The sequence below is a fragment of the Pseudomonas sp. DC1.2 genome, assembly GCF_034351645.1.
In the GTDB taxonomy this organism is placed as follows: domain Bacteria; phylum Pseudomonadota; class Gammaproteobacteria; order Pseudomonadales; family Pseudomonadaceae; genus Aquipseudomonas.
This window is the reverse complement of record NZ_CP133782.1, coordinates 5,721,788-5,737,853: the sequence shown is the minus strand read 5'-3', so window position 1 is coordinate 5,737,853 and position 16,066 is coordinate 5,721,788. Positions and strand designations below refer to the sequence as shown.

The 16,066-nt window shown below is 60.3% G+C and carries 15 protein-coding genes; 9 read left to right on the top strand and 6 right to left on the bottom strand.

The window, feature by feature from the left end:
• Positions 1–672: an NAD(P)-dependent oxidoreductase gene (locus tag RHM68_RS26100; protein WP_322219847.1), complete on the top strand. Its 672-nt coding sequence runs from the start codon at positions 1–3 to the stop codon at positions 670–672.
• Here RHM68_RS26100 and RHM68_RS26095 read toward each other — a convergent pair.
• A complete protein-coding gene (locus RHM68_RS26095; RefSeq protein ID WP_322219846.1) occupies positions 659–1,609 on the bottom strand; it encodes a choline sulfate utilization transcriptional regulator in 951 nt (316 codons plus the stop codon). The two genes, RHM68_RS26100 and RHM68_RS26095, sit on opposite strands and share 14 nt — an antisense overlap.
• Positions 1,610–1,723: 114 nt before the next feature.
• On the opposite strand from RHM68_RS26095, the gene betC reads away from it, so the two are divergent.
• From betC to RHM68_RS26080, 3 genes are all read left to right on the top strand, one after another.
• Complete coding sequence (gene betC, locus RHM68_RS26090; protein ID WP_322219845.1) at positions 1,724–3,238, top strand: choline-sulfatase; 1,515 nt, start codon at positions 1,724–1,726, stop codon at positions 3,236–3,238.
• Positions 3,239–3,254: 16 nt separating this feature from the next.
• Entirely contained in the window at positions 3,255–4,175 is a 921-nt protein-coding gene (gene choX / locus RHM68_RS26085) for a choline ABC transporter substrate-binding protein (RefSeq protein ID WP_322219844.1), read from the top strand.
• An 88-nt stretch (positions 4,176–4,263) separates the two neighbouring features.
• Entirely contained in the window at positions 4,264–5,832 is a 1,569-nt protein-coding gene (locus tag RHM68_RS26080; protein WP_322219843.1) for a SulP family inorganic anion transporter, read from the top strand.
• Positions 5,833–5,854: 22 nt separating this feature from the next.
• Here RHM68_RS26080 and aroE read toward each other — a convergent pair whose 3' ends face one another.
• Together aroE and hemF are read right to left on the bottom strand one after the other, a co-directional pair.
• The gene (gene aroE, locus RHM68_RS26075; RefSeq protein WP_322219842.1) at positions 5,855–6,676 is read right to left on the bottom strand and encodes a shikimate dehydrogenase; all 822 of its coding nucleotides are present in this window, start codon (positions 6,674–6,676) and stop codon (positions 5,855–5,857) included.
• 13 nt (positions 6,677–6,689) lie between these two features.
• Complete coding sequence (gene hemF, locus RHM68_RS26070) at positions 6,690–7,604, bottom strand: oxygen-dependent coproporphyrinogen oxidase (protein ID WP_322219841.1); 915 nt, start codon at positions 7,602–7,604, stop codon at positions 6,690–6,692.
• Positions 7,605–7,781: 177 nt separating this feature from the next.
• Between hemF and RHM68_RS26065 the strand changes: the two genes are divergently transcribed.
• Positions 7,782–8,759, top strand: a complete 978-nt coding sequence (locus RHM68_RS26065) for an NADPH:quinone reductase (RefSeq protein WP_322219840.1) — start codon at positions 7,782–7,784, stop codon at positions 8,757–8,759.
• A 41-nt stretch (positions 8,760–8,800) separates the two neighbouring features.
• On the opposite strand, the gene RHM68_RS26060 is transcribed toward RHM68_RS26065, so the two are convergent.
• The 3 genes from RHM68_RS26060 to RHM68_RS26050 form a co-directional block, all read right to left on the bottom strand.
• Positions 8,801–9,358 (bottom strand): L-threonylcarbamoyladenylate synthase, encoded by a 558-nt coding sequence (locus tag RHM68_RS26060; protein WP_322219839.1) that lies wholly within the window; start codon positions 9,356–9,358, stop codon positions 8,801–8,803.
• Positions 9,359–9,412: 54 nt separating this feature from the next.
• Entirely contained in the window at positions 9,413–10,516 is a 1,104-nt protein-coding gene (gene dprA, locus RHM68_RS26055; protein ID WP_322219838.1) for a DNA-processing protein DprA, read from the bottom strand.
• 79 nt (positions 10,517–10,595) lie between these two features.
• A complete protein-coding gene (locus RHM68_RS26050) occupies positions 10,596–11,621 on the bottom strand; it encodes a LysM domain-containing protein (protein ID WP_322219837.1) in 1,026 nt (341 codons plus the stop codon).
• A gap of 158 nt (positions 11,622–11,779) precedes the next feature.
• Here RHM68_RS26050 and def point away from each other — a divergent pair, with 158 nt between their 5' ends.
• The 4 genes from def (at position 11,780) to trkA (ending at position 16,020) form a co-directional block, all read left to right on the top strand.
• A complete protein-coding gene (def, locus tag RHM68_RS26045; RefSeq protein ID WP_322219836.1) occupies positions 11,780–12,286 on the top strand; it encodes a peptide deformylase in 507 nt (168 codons plus the stop codon).
• A gap of 71 nt (positions 12,287–12,357) precedes the next feature.
• Positions 12,358–13,317 carry a methionyl-tRNA formyltransferase gene (gene fmt, locus RHM68_RS26040; RefSeq protein ID WP_322219835.1) on the top strand — a complete coding sequence of 320 codons (960 nt, stop codon included), beginning with the start codon at positions 12,358–12,360 and terminating at the stop codon, positions 13,315–13,317.
• Positions 13,314–14,624, top strand: coding sequence for a 16S rRNA (cytosine(967)-C(5))-methyltransferase RsmB (gene rsmB, locus RHM68_RS26035; protein WP_322219834.1), 1,311 nt, complete (start codon positions 13,314–13,316; stop codon positions 14,622–14,624). The genes fmt and rsmB overlap by 4 nt, the downstream gene beginning before the upstream one ends.
• Before the next feature lie 22 nt (positions 14,625–14,646).
• The gene (trkA, locus tag RHM68_RS26030) at positions 14,647–16,020 is read left to right on the top strand and encodes a Trk system potassium transporter TrkA (protein ID WP_322219833.1); all 1,374 of its coding nucleotides are present in this window, start codon (positions 14,647–14,649) and stop codon (positions 16,018–16,020) included.
• Positions 16,021–16,066 lie beyond the last annotated feature (46 nt).

Genomic DNA, 16,066 nt, shown 5'->3' with positions numbered 1-16,066 from the left:
ATGAAAGATGCCGAAAACCCGGTAGTAAAAGTGGTGCTTTATGGTGCCATGAGTAGCCTGGGCAGCGCGCTGATGGCTGAAATGCTAAGGCGCCAACATGAAGTGATCGCCATTCTGGATGATCTGACCGCGCTCGCGCCACGTCCGGGCTTGCGCACCAAGAGCGGTGACGTGTTCAGTGCCGAGCGAGTGAAGCAGAGCGTCGCCGGCGCCTCGGCGGTAATTGTCTTGCTCGACGCACCGGGATTGCCGATGAACAGCGAGTACATTGAAAAAACCACCTTACCGGGACCGGTCGAACAGGTGCTGGCCGTCGACTCACTGATCGCCGGCATGGACGCTGTCGGCGTCCGTCGCTTGTTCCTGGTGGGCGATTTCGTCGGTCTGGACCAGCTTCAACTGGAAAACCGCCTGCAATCCTGCGCCGCTGAAGAAATCCTCGATGCCCTGCGCAGCAGTCGCTTGCAATGGACGCTGGTGAATACGCCCCGCGCAATCGGCGGGCTGACCCTTGAGCATTTCAGCCGGGTCAGCAGCCGCCAGGAAGCAGGCCTGGCAGAACCGTTGGAGCGCCTGAACCGGGTGGCCGTGGGGATTGTCGATGAGCTGCGCCTCAATCTCCACGTCGGTCAACACGTGAACTTCATCGCAGCCGACCCTATACCGCGATAGAAGGAAGCGCGAGCCCGCTCAGTGATTGCGCGCTGCTGGCCTGCTCGGCCATCAACCATTGCACAAACTGCTGAATCAACACTGAGCGCCGTTTGCGCTGGGGCAAAACCACGTAATAGCCAAGTCGCGAGAGCACAGTTTCAGCGATGGGGCGACACAGCAGACCCTGGGTCAGCAAGTTATCCACAAGGTGGCGCCAACCGATGGCCACGCCTTGGCCGCCAATCGCTGCCTGTATTAGCAAGGTGTAGTTATCAAAGCGCAGCTGCCCCGGCGCCGGCGCGGACGCAATGCCCAACTCGCGAAATACGCCACTCCAGTCAAACCAGTTGCTGCTGTTTTCGCCGCGCAGGTGCAGCAATGGCAACGCCAGCAGCGATTGCGCCGGCAAAGGCAGGGCGCGGTCCTTCACCAACAGCGGGCTGCAAACAGGGAACACTTCCTCGCTGAAGAGCCAGTGGCTTTCGCCCTGCTTGAAGCGACCATCGCCGAACAAAATGGCGACGTCGATATCGGTGCGCAACATGTTGTGGTTGCGCTCATTGGTGACGAGGCTGACATCGACTTGAGGGTTGGCTTGATGAAAGCGGTGCAGGCGCGGCATCAACCAGTACGCGGCAAAGGCGAAATCGGTGGCAACCTGCAACACCTCATGCTGCTGTTGTGCGCTTATCGCGGTTAATCCTGCGTCGATATTCTGCAAACCGAGCTGAACTTGCTCGAACAGTATCGTGCCTGGCTCGGTTAATTCGATACCGCGATAAATCCGGTCAAACAACCGCGTACCGAGCTGCTCTTCCAACCGTTTGATCTGCTGGCTAATAGCCGGCTGCGTGGTGCCCAATTCCACCGCCGCCGCGGTGAAGCTGTGATGACGTGCCGCCGCTTCGAAGGCACGCAGCAGGTCGAGGGACACATCACCAAGGGCTTCAAACATAAGCTGTGCTTATCCTAGTCATTGCCGTGCGAGGGCTTTACCGCAAAAGTCGTGGGTTACATGCTCGATCACAGCACTCTCGCATAAATATCCACTATGGAATGCCGCGATCCCATGAAGCGCAAAAATATTCTTTTCATCATGGCCGATCAGATGGCCGCGCCCATGTTGCCGATGTACGGTCCATCGCCCATCAAACTGCCGAATATCAGCCGCCTCGCCGCGCAAGGCGTGGTGTTCGACGCCGCTTACTGCAACAGCCCACTCTGCGCGCCGTCACGTTTCACGTTGGTCAGTGGTCAACTGCCGAGCAAAATCGGCGCCTACGACAACGCCGCCGACTTTCCCGCCGACGTACCGACTTACGCCCACTACCTGCGACGCCTGGGCTACCGCACCGCGTTGTCCGGCAAAATGCACTTTTGCGGCCCAGACCAGCTCCACGGCTATGAAGAACGCCTGACCAGCGACATTTACCCAGCCGACTACGGCTGGTCCGTGAACTGGGACGAACCCAACGTGCGGCCGAGCTGGTACCACAACATGTCCTCGGTTCTGCAAGCGGGGCCGTGTGTACGCACCAACCAACTGGATTTCGACGAAGAGGTGGTGTTCAAGGCGCAGCAGTACTTGTTCGATCACATCCGCCAGGACGGTGACCAACCGTTCTGCCTGACGGTGTCGATGACCCACCCACACGACCCGTACACCATTCCCAAGGCCTTTTGGGATTTATACGACGACGCCGACATCCCGTTGCCGGACACCCCGGCACAGGCCGAACTCGATCCGCACTCCCAGCGTTTGCTCAAGGTTTACGACCTGTGGAACAAGCCGCTGCCTGTGGATAAGATTCGCGACGCGCGTCGGGCGTATTTCGGTGCGTGCAGCTATATCGATAGCAACGTCGGCAAACTCCTGCAAACACTCGAAGAAACCGGGTTGATTGATCAGACCATTATTGTGTTCTCAGGTGATCACGGCGACATGCTCGGCGAGCGTGGGCTCTGGTACAAAATGCACTGGTTTGAAATGGCTGCCCGCGTCCCGCTGTTGATCAGTGCGCCGGGGCAGTTCGAGGCGGGGCGGGTCAGCGCTGCCGTTTCCACGGCGGACCTGCTGCCGACCTTCGTCGAACTGGCCGGTGGCTCACTGGAGCCGGGCCTGCCGCTGGATGGCCGGTCGCTGGTGCCACACCTGCAAGGCCAGGGCGGTCACGACGAGGTGTTTGGCGAATACATGGCCGAAGGCACCATCAGCCCGCTGATGATGATTCGCCGCGGCGCCTATAAATTTATCTACAGCGAAGATGACCCATGCCTACTCTTCGACTTGCACAACGACCCACGCGAGCAGGAAGAACTTAGTCAATCGCTGCAACATCAGGCGCTTTTCGAGGATTTTATCCTCGAGGCCCGTGCCAAATGGAACATCCCGGCGATTCACCAACAGGTTCTCGCCAGCCAACGGCGTCGGCGATTCGTCGCACAGGCTTTAACCGTTGGCAAACTGAAGAGCTGGGATCACCAGCCGCTGGTGGATGCCAGTCAGCAGTACATGCGCAACCACATCGACCTCGATGACCTGGAGCGCAAAGCACGTTATCCACAACCCTGCCAAAACCAATAATGTGAAGGGGAAGTCCATGCAAAGGTTATCCACAGTACTGACCATCGGCCTGCTGGCGCTGGGCAGTGCTTCGGCGTATGCCGATCAGAGCTGCGACACGGTAAAGATGGCCGACCCGGGCTGGAGCGACATCGCCGCCACCAATGCCATCACCGGTTTTCTGCTGGACGGCATGGGCTACAAGGCCAAAGTCGACACCCTCGCGGTGCCGATCACCTTCGGCGGCCTGAAGGATGGCCAGGTCGATGTATTTTTGGGTAACTGGATGCCCGCGCAACAGGGCTTCTACGACAAGTTCGTGGCCACTGGCGATGTGACGCAACTGGCGAAAAACCTCGACGGCACCGAATTCACGCTGGCGGTCCCGGATTACGTATGGGATGCGGGTGTGCATAACTTTGCCGACCTGAACAAGTTTGCCGACAAGTTTGACAAGAAAATCTACGGCATCGGTTCCGGCGCCCCGGCCAATATCTCGCTGCAAGACATCATCAAGAAGAACGATTTCGAGCTTGGACAGTGGAAGCTGATTGAGTCCAGCGAGCAGGCGATGCTGGCGGAAGTATCTCGCGCAGTGAAAAAACAGAAATTCGTAACATTCCTCGGCTGGACCCCGCACCCCATGAATGTGCAGTTGAAAATGCATTACCTGAAGGGCGGCGAGAAGTACTTTGGCGACACCGGCGCGGTTTATACACTGACCCGCAAAGGTTATGCACAGGCCTGCCCGAACGTCGGCAAGTTGCTCACCAACCTGAGTTTCACCCAGGCAATGGAGAACAGCATCATGTCCGAGGTGGTGAACAAGAAAGTCAGCAATGCTGACGCGGCCAAAGCCTGGATCAAGGCCAATCCGGCGGTGCTGGATAAATGGCTCGACGGCGTCAAGACGTTAGAGGGGCAGGATGCATTGGGCGCAGTAAAAGCCAAGCTTTAAGACTCGCCACTGATCGTTCCCACGCAGCGCGAGGGAACGATCGACTCTGTCCTGCTACCCTTGCGCAAAATCCCACCCGAGAGGGCCCATGGCCTTTCCCAGTCGCCATTCACTCTTCCCGTTCCTGACTTGGCTACCTCGGCAGACCCGCGCCAGCGTCGGTCGTGACCTGATCGTCGGCCTGAGCGGCGCGATTCTCGCGTTGCCGCAATCCATTGCCTACGCCTTGATCGCCGGTCTCCCACCGGAATACGGCCTGTACGCCGCGATCATTCCGGTATTGATCGCCTGCCTGTGGGGTTCATCGTGGCATTTGATCTGCGGCCCTACGGCGGCTATTTCGATCGTTCTCTACGCCAGCGTCAGCCCTTTGGCCGTCCCCGCCTCACAGGACTACATCACGCTGATCCTGTTACTGACACTCTTGGCGGGCATTTTTCAGTGGCTATTGGGCTTGCTGCGTTTCGGGGCATTGGTGAATTTCGTTTCCCATTCGGTGGTCCTGGGCTTCACCCTCGGCGCGGCGGTGGTCATTGCCATTGGGCAACTGCCGAACCTGCTGGGCCTGGACTTACCCAGCCAGGCGACAGCGCTGGACAGCCTGATGAGCTTGATCAAACACTTGCCAGCGGTGGATAAACCTTCATGGGTACTGGGGGCGGCGACCGTCGTCGTCGGCGCACTGCTCAAAGTGCTATTACCGCGCTGGCCCACCTTGTTGATCACGTTGGTTCTGAGCGGGGTGTGCGTCTGGCTTTGGCCGGCGATGTTCGGCCATGTCAAACAAGTCACCGCGTTCGTCGGCCAACTTCCGCCCTTTAGCCCGCTACCGCTGGACCTCGATCTGGTGCTGAGGTTGCTGCCCGGTGCGGTGGCGGTGGGCATGCTCGGACTGGTCACCAGTCTGTCGATTGCGCGCTCGCTGTCAACGCGCTCACAGCAATTACTCGACGCCAATCAGGAAGTACGCGCTCAAGGTTTATCGAACATGGTGGGTGCGTTTTTTTCCGGGTCGCTGTCAGCCGGTTCCTTTACCCGGTCAGGTTTGAGTTACGACGCGGGCGCCTGCTCACCGCTGGCCGGGGTGTTTTCTGCGTTGTGGGTGGCGTTGTTCGCGATCTTCGGCGCGGCACTGATCGCGCACATTCCCATTCCGGCCATGGCCGGCAGCATCCTGTTAATCGCTTGGGGATTGGTGGATCATCGCGGCATTCGCGCGTTGTGGCGGGTTAGCAGAGCCGAATTCGTGGTCATGGCGCTGACGTGTGTTGCCACGCTGCTGCTGCCATTGCAAACCGCGATCTACGCCGGCGTGCTGGTGTCATTGTTCTTCTACCTCAAACGCACGTCGCAGCCCCACGTGCAGCATTGGCGCCAGGGCGATGAAGATATTTTGCGGGTAGGCGGCTCGATCTTCTTTGGCGCCAGCCACTACCTGCAAGTGCGCTTGCAGCGGATGCACGGGGCGAAGGTCGTCATCGAAGCACAGCAGATTAACTTCATCGACTATTCCGGCGTGGAAATGCTCCACCAGGAAGCGCGGCGGTTGCTCAAGCAGGGCCGCAGCCTGACCCTGCGCGGAGCGCGACCGCCGGTGGTGGAGGAGTTGAGAAAGCTTGAAGGCGCAGAGAAATGCCCGATACGGTTTGAGGATTGATCCGACATCGCTGTTGACGCCCTTAGAGCGCCAACTGCCGACGCAGCTCAGCCAACACCGGCGACGTGTCTGGCCGCACGCCGCGCCACAGGTAGAACGCTTCCGCCGCCTGTTCGGCCAGCATCCCCAAACCATCCATCGCTACGGCGGCGCGGTGTTCACTGGCCCAACGGCAGAACGACGTCGGCACCTTGCCATACATCATGTCGTAGCAGACGGTCTTGCCCGGCGTGATCAAACGGCTGGCAATCGGCGGTACATCGCCTGACAGGCTAGCTGACGTGGCGTTGATGATCAGGTCTACCGGCTCGTGCAAACCTGCGAAACCACGGGCGGACACGGGCCCCAGGTCGGCGAACAGTTCCGCCAGCAACTCGGCTTTCTCGACCGTGCGGTTGGCGATGATCACCGACGCCGGTCGCTGCGCCAACACCGGCTCCAGCGCACCGCGCACCGCACCGCCAGCCCCCAGCAACAGGATGCGTTTGCCCCGCAGACCGAATCCGGCGTTGACCGTCAGATCGCGCACCAGCCCGGCACCGTCGGTGTTGTCGCCCAGCAAACTGCCGTCGGCCCGTTTGCTCAATGTGTTCACCGCCCCCGCCCGCTGCGCCCGCGCGGTCAGGCTGTCGGCCAGGCGATACGCGTCTTCCTTGAACGGCACGGTGACATTGGCGCCACGACCCTTAAGGAAAAATGCCTTGGCAAAACCGCAAAAGTCATCCAGCGGCGGCATAGCGGTGCGGTAGTCGAGTTGCTGGGCGGTCTGCTCGGCGAACAGGCGATGGATCAGCGGCGACTTGCTGTGGCCAATCGGGTTACCGAATACGACGTAATGGTCCATCGGGATTCCTCGTTCAGGCCTTGGCCAACCAATCGCGGTCTTGCAGGAAGTATTCGGTCAAGCGGGCCTCTTCGCTACCCGGCTCAGCCTTCCAGTCATAGGCCCAGCGCACTTGTGGCGGCAGGGACATCAGAATCGACTCGGTACGTCCACCCGATTGCAGGCCGAACAGCGTGCCACGGTCATAGACCAGGTTGAACTCCACGTAACGCCCACGGCGGAATTCCTGGAACTCGCGCTGTTGAGCGGTGAACGCCTCCTGTTTGCGGCGCTGCACAATCGGCAGGTAAGCGTCGATGAACGCATCACCGATGGCACGCATGAAGGCGAAACTGGTGTCGAAATCCCACTCGTTCAGGTCATCGAAAAACAGACCGCCGATGCCGCGTGGCTCCTGGCGATGCTTGATGTGGAAGTAGGTGTCACACCAGGCCTTGTAACGCGAATAGACGTGCGGACCAAATGGCGTGCAAGCCTGCTCAGCCACGCGATGCCAATGTACACAGTCGTCTTCGTTGCCGTAATAAGGGGTCAGGTCAAAGCCGCCGCCAAACCACCAGACCGGTTCTTCACCTTCTTTTTCGGCGATGAAAAACCGCACATTAGCGTGGGAAGTGGGCACGTGCGGATTGTGCGGATGAATCACCAGCGACACGCCCAGCGCTTCAAAACCACGCCCGGCCAGTTCCGGCCGGTGCGCGCTGGCGGACGGTGGGAGACCGCTGCCAAAGACGTGGGAAAAGTTGACGCCGCCCTTTTCGATCACCGCGCCGTTTTCGATCACGCGGGTACGGCCACCGCCACCGGCAGGCCGGGTCCAGGCGTCTTCGACAAATCGCGTGCCGCCGTCCTCGGTTTCCAGAGCAGCGCAAATACGGTCTTGCAGGTCGAGCAGATAGGCTTTTACGGCCTCGGTGCGGGTAGTCATGGCATCACCTTGAATCGGGCAAAGCTACGCGGCGCTCCATCGGAGCGTGGCCGGCGCAAACGGGCGCGTAGCATACCATCGCCGATGCACCCGCCGCAGTTGACGAAGATCAAGCTTAGGAGTCCGATAGGGGGCTTCGTAGCGATGTCACCCGAACACGACCCAAGGAGAAGGCAGATGGCAAAGCGTATTCAATTCAGTGCCCATGGCGGCCCCGACGTGCTCGAGTATGTGGATTACCAACCCGCCGAGCCCGGCCCACATCAGGTCCGAGTGACCAACAAGGCCATCGGCCTGAATTTTATCGACACCTATTTCCGCAGCGGTCTGTACGCACCGCCCGCGCTGCCTTCGGGCCTTGGCGCTGAAGGCGCAGGCGTGGTCGAGGCAGTGGGCAGCGAAGTCTCGCGGTTCAAAGTCGGTGATCGCGTGGCCTACGGCAGCGGTCCGTTGGGGGCCTATAGCGACGTTCACGTATTGCCGGAAGCCAATCTGGTGCATCTGCCTGACGCCATCAGCTTCGAACAGGCGGCCGGTGTGATGCTCAAGGGCCTCACCGTGCAGTACTTGTTGCGTCAGACGTATGAACTCAAGGCTGGCGAAACCATCCTGTTTCACGCCGCGGCCGGTGGTGTCGGCTCCCTGGCCTGCCAATGGGCGAAGGCCTTGGGCGTGAAGCTGATCGGCACCGTGAGTTCACCGCACAAAGCCGCCTTGGCCAAAGCCAATGGCGCGTGGGCGACCATCGATTACAGCCATGAAAACGTCGCACAACGCGTGCTGGAATTGACTGAAGGCAAGAAAGTCCCGGTGGTGTACGACGGCGTAGGCAAGGACACCTGGCTGACGTCCCTCGACAGCGTTGCGCCTCGGGGTCTGGTGGTGAGTTTCGGCAATGCGTCTGGCGCGGTAGACGGGGTCAACCTGGGGATTCTGTCGGCGAAAGGTTCGCTGTACGTAACCCGACCGACGCTGGCGACCTACGCCAACAACGCCGAAAACCTGCAACGTATGGCCGACGAGCTGTTCGAGATGATCATCAGCGGCAAGCTGAAGGTGGATATCAGCCAGCGCTATCCGCTGGCTGAAGCCGCAAAAGCGCAGACCGAGTTGTCGGCGCGCCGGACCACCGGCTCAACTGTTTTGTTGCCCTGAGCACCACTGATCGTTCCCACTCGCGTGGGAACGATCTTCCGCTAGTCCGGGCGCACCACGTGCCCGGTCGCCAGATCGCGAATCACGCTCGGGTTCTTGCGCCCACCGAGGCTGCCGCCCAGGATCACATCAATCTGCCCACGAAAATACTGCTCGATCCGGATCCGTGTACGCGCCGCCGGCCGGCCCTGAGGGTTAGCCGAAGTCGACACCAATGGCCCGACCAATGAGCATAAATCCCGCACCTGAGGATGATCGCTGACCCGCAACGCCACCGTTTCATGCACGCCCGTGATCCACTGCGGCAACAGATTCTGATGCGGCACCAGCCAGGTATTCGGACCGGGCCAAGTGCTGGCCATGCGATCCATCCACAGCTCGGGGAAGTCTTCGAACAGGAAGTCGAACTGACGGATATTGTCAGCCACCAGAATCAGGCCTTTTTCCACCGAACGCCCCTTGAGCAACAGCAGTCGATCCACTGCCTCTTCGTTCCAGGGGTCGCAGCCCAGGCCCCACACTGCTTCAGTTGGGTAGGCAATCACCGCCCCTGCACGAATTTCTCGTGCGGCTTCTTGCACGCGCCAACGATTGACCATGAAAAACTCTCCGGAAAATGGCTCTGCGCAGTTTACCGATCTTCCTTATAAAACCTAGCTCACCCGCGCAAACCAACGTCCGTTTTCGCACACCGCGCGGCCGTCCATCTCCAGCTCCGTCAGCGCCACCAGTACCTCCGGCAAAGCCCAGCCAATGGCGTCGACCAATGCTTCGCGGGTGTGCGGCGCCGCGTGGAGCAACCGCAGCAGCGGGTGAGTCTCGGCGGGCGGCGCTTCTGTGGATAAGGGCAACCGTTGCCAGCCGCGCAAGGCTTCGAGAATGTGCTCGATGGTTTCCACCAACACGGCACCGTCACGAATCAACTGATGACAACCGCGAGCACCGGGATGATGAATCGATCCAGGAATCGCATACACCTCACGACCTTGCTCTGCCGCCAACCTCGCAGTGATCAGCGAACCACTGGCGACACTGGCCTCGACCACCAGTACGCCGAGGGATAAACCACTGATGATCCGATTGCGTCGGGGGAAGTTGCCGGGGGTCGGACCGGCGTCCAGCGGGAACTCCGAAACCACGGCACTGCCTGAGGCAATCATGGCGTCCGCCAGTCGTCGGTTGCGCTGTGGATAAAACTTTTCAAGTCCCGTGCCAAGTACCCCGACCGTTCGCCCGCCAACGTCCAAAGCGCCCTGGTGCGCGGCTGCATCGATGCCCAGGGCCAGACCACTCGTAATGACGAATCCTGCACCGGCCAGACTGCGGGAAAACGCAGCAGCCGTGTCCATCCCCGGCCTCGAAGCACGGCGACTGCCAACCATCGCCAGTTGCGGTTTCTCGAGTATCCCCGGATCACCCGCCACGAATAACAGCGGCGGCGCATCGCTGATTTCTGCCAGCAGCGCGGGGTACTCGGGCTGGTCCCACATCAATAAATGCTGGCCAGAACGCTCTAGCCAGGCTAATGCGTGACTGGCACCGTCGCGGACTTCTTCAGAACGTCGAGCTTGCGCACACGCAGCAGGCAACCCTAACGCCCGCCAAGCGCCGGCCGGCGCGCTGATGGCTTTTGACGCAGAGCCGAAGGCCTCAAACAATTTTTTAAACCGCACAGGGCCGAGTTCCGGCAACCGATGCAAACGTAAACGAGCTTCCAGTTCCGCAGGGGAAACCGGTGTAAAAGCAGACAGCGACATAGATCATCCTTGATCGTTATGAGCCCCGTTCAAACGGGAATAAGCTGTGGATAACTCTGTTGGTAACTTGTGGAGCCTGCTAAGGATTTCGCACTTTATCCATGACCGCCAAGGAGCGCGATGCGTGGAGTACCAGCCCGTAACTAAGTTTGTCGTAAGTACGGAAAACCATGAGCAACCCGGCACGTTCGTCCGGGATTTTCAGGGGTTGGCCCGTCACGCGGTCACGCACTGTTTCACCGGTTTTCATCACCTCCAGCACGTTACCTTCGACCAGACCATCGCGCTGCCCTTTGTTCAGCGTGACCACGTCCATCACGCCAATCTGGGTTACCCCGCGAGGGACATCGATGATCAGGCCATTGATCTCGGTTTTGGGAGCGCTGGGCATGAACGTCGAGTTGATCGGCCGCTCCTCACCACGGAACAAACGGTCGCCAAGGCGCACTTCCTGGGTGGTGCGTTGCAAGGCCAATGTCGCGACATCCCCTTCGGTGGCCACAACCTCGCCGCCACCGATGTCGTCAGCATTGATCCCCAAAAACTCCTTGCTCTGCGGATCGGTGTAAACCTTGCCCTGACGGAAGATCCCGTAGACTGGCTGCGCCGAGTCGAAATGACCACGGGCGTAAATTCTGTCCCCAGTGCCACTGAGCACGCGTTCGGCATCACCCGCGACAATGTAAGGCGCCTTGTCGAAGTCCTCGACCTTGTCGACGATGCGATTGCTCAGCAAAAAGCTGTTGATCGATTGCAGCGGAATGCTCGGGATGGCGTCAGCCACCGGGCTGCTGCGGATACGTGGCGAAAGCTTGATGGTGCCGCGCGAGTCGCCGCGATTAAGGGTCAGCCGTGGCTGGCCATTGACGTAAACCAGCGTCAGCGAATCGCCAGGGTAGATGAGATTGGGGTTTTCGATGTGCGGGTTGGCCTGCCAAAGCTCCGGCCATTTCCAGGGCTCACGCAGAAATTTCCCCGAGATCCCCCAGAGTGTGTCCCCCCTTACGACTGTGTATTGCTGTGGAAAACCGTCCTTTAACTGCACTTGCCCGTGTGCCAAACCAGCTGAGGCCAGAAGCAGCAGGGCGAGTAGTGATTTCCTCATGCGGTGAATCCCTTTATTATGTGCGTTCGCGTAAAACGCCAGAGCCCCCGTGGCTCGCTCCCGAAAAAAGGGAGCTACGTTTTACAACGGTAGCCTGCATCCTCGGACCCGCCAGGCCATCAACCCGACTTTACCTCACATGTGCAGCAAATAAGCTTATGGCCATTTTAGACATCCTCGAATTCCCTGACCCGCGCCTGCGCACTATCGCCAAATCGGTGGCCGTAGTGGACGACGAAGTGCGTCAGCTGGTCGATGACATGTTTGAAACAATGTATGAAGCGCCAGGTATCGGCCTCGCCGCAAGCCAGGTCAACGTGCATAAACGTATCGTCGTGATGGACCTCTCCGAAGATCGCACCGAGCCCAGGGTGTTCATCAACCCCGAGTTCGAAACCCTGACCGACGAGCTGGAGCAATACCAGGAAGGCTGCCTGTCGGTGCCGGGCTTCTACGAAAACGTCGAACGCCCGCAAAAAATCAAGATCAAGGCGCTGGACCGTGACGGCAAGCCCTACGAACTGATCGCCGAAGGCCTGCTCGCGGTGTGTATCCAGCACGAATGCGATCACCTTAACGGTAAGTTGTTCGTCGATTACTTGTCCAATCTCAAACGCGACCGAATCAAGAAGAAACTGGAAAAGCTCCATCGCCAGAACGCTTGATGCCCTCCTTCCAAAAGGCTTGCTGCGGCAAGCCTTTTTCTTTTCAGACTGCTTTGTAATCGAGAGCTTCCATGACTGAGCCACTGCGCATCGTCTTTGCCGGCACCCCGCAATTCGCCGCCGAACACCTCAAGGCCCTGCTCGACAGCCCTTACGAGATGATCGCGGTCTACACACAACCGGACCGTCCGGCTGGCCGTGGGCAAAAACTGATGCCAAGTCCGGTCAAGCAGTTGGCGCTGGAAAACAACATTCCGGTGTTGCAACCGCCGACGCTGCGCAACGCCGACGCTCAGGCTGAACTGGCGGCTCTGAAACCGGATTTGCTGGTGGTGGTGGCTTACGGCCTGATCCTGCCGCAAGCGGTGCTGGATATTCCGCGCCTGGGCTGCATCAACAGTCATGCGTCGTTGCTGCCGCGCTGGCGCGGTGCGGCGCCGATCCAGCGCGCCGTCGAAGCGGGGGACGCCGAAAGCGGCGTGACTGTGATGCGCATGGAGCTGGGCCTCGACACCGGGCCGATGCTACTCAAGGTCACCACCCCGATCAGCGCTGAAGACACCGGTGGCAGCCTCCACGATCGTTTGGCCGAGATGGGCCCACCGGCGGTGATTCAGGCGATTGCCGGCCTCGCAGCCGGTACGCTGGACGGCGACGTGCAAGACGACAGCCTCGCCACTTATGCGCACAAATTGAATAAAGACGAAGCGCGCATCGACTGGAGCCGTCCGGCGATTGAGCTAGAGCGCCTGGTCCGAGCCTTCAACCCTTGGCCGATCACCCACAGCACGCTGAACGGTGAAGCGCTGAAAGTGCTGGCCGCGAGCCTCGCAGAAGGGCAAGGCGCGCCAGGGCAAATCCTCAGCGCGAGCAAGGACGGCTTGATCGTCGCGTGCGGTGAACAGGCGCTGTGCTTGACCCGTCTGCAATTGCCCGGTGGCAAGGCGCTGAACTTCAGCGATTTTTTCAACAGCCGCCGTGAGAAATTCGCCGTCGGCACCGTGCTCGGTCAAGCGGTGGACGCTCAATGAACCCGCGTCTGGCCGCCGCCAAGGCACTCGCCGCTGTTCTTAACGGAAAAGCCTCACTCAACAGCTCCCTGCCGACGCAAATGGACAAGGTTGAAGACCGCGATCGCGGCTTCACCCAGGACTTGGCATTCGGCACCGCGCGCTGGCAGCCACGTCTGTCGGCGCTCGCCGCCAAATTGCTACAGAAGCCGTTCAAAGCCGCCGACGCCGATGTCGAAGCGTTGCTCTTGGTCGGCCTCTATCAACTGCTCTACACCCGAGTGCCGGCACACGCCGCCATCGGCGAAACCGTCGGTTGCGCCGAGAAGCTGAAAAAACCCTGGGCCAAGGCCCTGCTCAACGCCGTGCTGCGCCGCGCCCAGCGGGAAAGCGAAGCGCTGCTGGCCGAACTGGAACACGACCCCGTGGTGCGCACCGCACACCCGCGTTGGCTGCAAAAATCCCTGAAAGCGTTCTGGCCGGAGCAGTGGGAAGCCATTTGCGCGGCGAACAACGCACACCCGCCAATGATTCTGCGGGTCAACCGCCGCCATCAGACGCGTGACGCCTACCTGGGGTTGCTGACTGAGGTCGGTATCGCCGCTGCGCCATGCGTTTACAGTCGTGATGGTATCGTCCTCGACGCTGCTGCCGATGTGCGAAGCCTGCCAGGCTTCGCCGAAGGCTGGATCAGCGTGCAGGACGAAGCGGCGCAACTGGCCGCCGACCTGCTCGATCTGGCGCCGGGCCAACGGGTACTCGACGCCTGCTGCGCACCGGGAGGTAAAACCTGTCACATCCTTGAGGCTGAACCGGCACTGGCCGGCGTGGTGGCGGTGGACCTGGAAGCCAAGCGTCTGGTAAGAGTGCGGGAGAACCTGGCGCGCCTGGGCCTGAGCGCCGAATTGATCGCCGCCGACGGGCGCGACACCGCGACCTGGTGGGACGGCAAACCGTTCCAGCGCATCCTGCTGGACGCGCCGTGCTCGGCCACTGGCGTGATCCGTCGTCACCCAGACATCAAACTGACTCGACAGCCAGACGATATCGCCGCACTCGCCGTGCTTCAGGGTGAGCTGCTAGATGCCCTGTGGATAACCCTGGAAGTCGGCGGGATTCTGCTTTACGCCACCTGCTCGACGTTACCGACCGAGAACACCGAAGTCATCGCAGCTTTCCTCGCCCGTACCCCAGGCGCGCGTGAACTGGACATCGCCATTCAGGCCGGGATCAAGCAGGCGCATGGTCGCCAATTGCTGGCCCAGGAAGGTGGCCACGATGGGTTCTACTACGCCAAGCTGATCAAGATCGCCGCCACGCGCGGTTAAATGGATTCAATGGAGTGACCGGATGAAAATCATCATCCTCGGTGCGGGGCAAGTCGGCGGCTCGCTGGCAGAGCACTTGGCCAGTGAAGCCAACGACATCACCGTGGTCGATACCGATGGCGAACGCCTAAGGGCCCTCGGTGATCGGCTGGACATCCGCACCGTTCAGGGCCGTGCCTCGTTCCCGACCGTGCTACGCCAGGCCGGTGCCGACGATGCGGACATGCTGGTGGCGGTGACCAACAGCGACGAAACCAACATGGTCGCCTGCCAGGTGGCACACACCCTGTTTCACACCCCGACCAAAATCGCTCGCGTGCGCGAGGCCGCGTACCTGACACGCGGCGGACTGTTCAACAACGACGCGATCCCAGTGGACGTGCTGATCAGCCCGGAACAAGTCGTCACCCACTACATCAAACGCCTGATCGAGCATCCGGGCGCCTTGCAAGTGATCGACTTCGCCGAAGGCAAAGCCCAGTTGGTGGCGGTGAAGGCTTACTACGGCGGGCCGTTGGTGGGTCAGCAGTTGCGGCAATTGCGTGAGCACATGCCCAACGTCGAGACCCGCGTCGCCGCCATTTTCCGGCGTGACCGGCCGATTCTGCCCCAGGGCGATACGGTGATCGAGGCCGACGACGAAGTGTTTTTCATCGCCGCCAAGGCAAACATTCGCGCGGTCATGAGCGAAATGCGCCGCCTCGATGAAAGCTACAAGCGCATTGTCATCGCGGGCGGCGGGCAAATCGGCGAGCGTCTGGCCGAAGCGATCGAAAGCCGATACCAAGTGAAAATCATTGAGATGAACCCGGCGCGCTGCCGCTATCTCTCGGACACCCTCGACAGCACCGTCGTGTTGCAGGGCAGCGCCTCGGACCGCGACTTGCTGCTGGAAGAGAACATCGCCGACGCCGACCTCTTCCTGGCCCTGACCAACGACGACGAAGCCAACATCATGTCCTCGCTGCTGGCCAAGCGCCTGGGCGCGAAGAAGGTGATGACCATCATCAACAACCCGGCCTACGTTGATTTGATCCAGGGCGGCGACATCGACATCGCCATCAGCCCGCAGTTGGCGACCATCGGCACCTTGCTGGCCCACGTGCGCCGTGGCGATATCGTCAGCGTCCACTCACTGCGCCGAGGCGCAGCGGAGGCCATCGAGGCAATTGCCCATGGCGATGCAAAATCGAGCAAGGTCATCGGCAAAGCCATCGAAAACATTGGTTTGCCGCCCGGCACCACCATCGGCGCGATCATCCGCGACGAAGAAGTGATCATCGCCCACGACGATACGGTGATCGAAACCGGTGACCATGTGATTTTGTTCCTTGTGGATAAAAAGCATATTCGGGATGTAGAGAAGCTGTTCCACGTCGGGTTGAGTTTCTTCTGATCCAAAGGCCTCTTCGCGGGCAAGCCTCGCTCCCGCAGGTGAGCGC

Coding starts and splice junctions, on each gene's coding strand:
- RHM68_RS26080 (WP_322219843.1), top strand. CDS start 4,264: ATGGCCTTTCCCAGTCGCCATTCACTCTTCCCGTTCCTGACTTGGCTA.
- RHM68_RS26100 (WP_322219847.1), top strand. CDS start 1: ATGAAAGATGCCGAAAACCCGGTAGTAAAAGTGGTGCTTTATGGTGCC.
- trkA (WP_322219833.1), top strand. CDS start 14,647: ATGAAAATCATCATCCTCGGTGCGGGGCAAGTCGGCGGCTCGCTGGCA.
- rsmB (WP_322219834.1), top strand. CDS start 13,314: ATGAACCCGCGTCTGGCCGCCGCCAAGGCACTCGCCGCTGTTCTTAAC.
- RHM68_RS26095 (WP_322219846.1), bottom strand. CDS start 1,609: ATGTTTGAAGCCCTTGGTGATGTGTCCCTCGACCTGCTGCGTGCCTTC.
- RHM68_RS26060 (WP_322219839.1), bottom strand. CDS start 9,358: ATGGTCAATCGTTGGCGCGTGCAAGAAGCCGCACGAGAAATTCGTGCA.
- RHM68_RS26050 (WP_322219837.1), bottom strand. CDS start 11,621: ATGAGGAAATCACTACTCGCCCTGCTGCTTCTGGCCTCAGCTGGTTTG.
- aroE (WP_322219842.1), bottom strand. CDS start 6,676: ATGGACCATTACGTCGTATTCGGTAACCCGATTGGCCACAGCAAGTCG.
- fmt (WP_322219835.1), top strand. CDS start 12,358: ATGACTGAGCCACTGCGCATCGTCTTTGCCGGCACCCCGCAATTCGCC.
- def (WP_322219836.1), top strand. CDS start 11,780: ATGGCCATTTTAGACATCCTCGAATTCCCTGACCCGCGCCTGCGCACT.
- hemF (WP_322219841.1), bottom strand. CDS start 7,604: ATGACTACCCGCACCGAGGCCGTAAAAGCCTATCTGCTCGACCTGCAA.
- RHM68_RS26065 (WP_322219840.1), top strand. CDS start 7,782: ATGGCAAAGCGTATTCAATTCAGTGCCCATGGCGGCCCCGACGTGCTC.
- choX (WP_322219844.1), top strand. CDS start 3,255: ATGCAAAGGTTATCCACAGTACTGACCATCGGCCTGCTGGCGCTGGGC.
- dprA (WP_322219838.1), bottom strand. CDS start 10,516: ATGTCGCTGTCTGCTTTTACACCGGTTTCCCCTGCGGAACTGGAAGCT.
- betC (WP_322219845.1), top strand. CDS start 1,724: ATGAAGCGCAAAAATATTCTTTTCATCATGGCCGATCAGATGGCCGCG.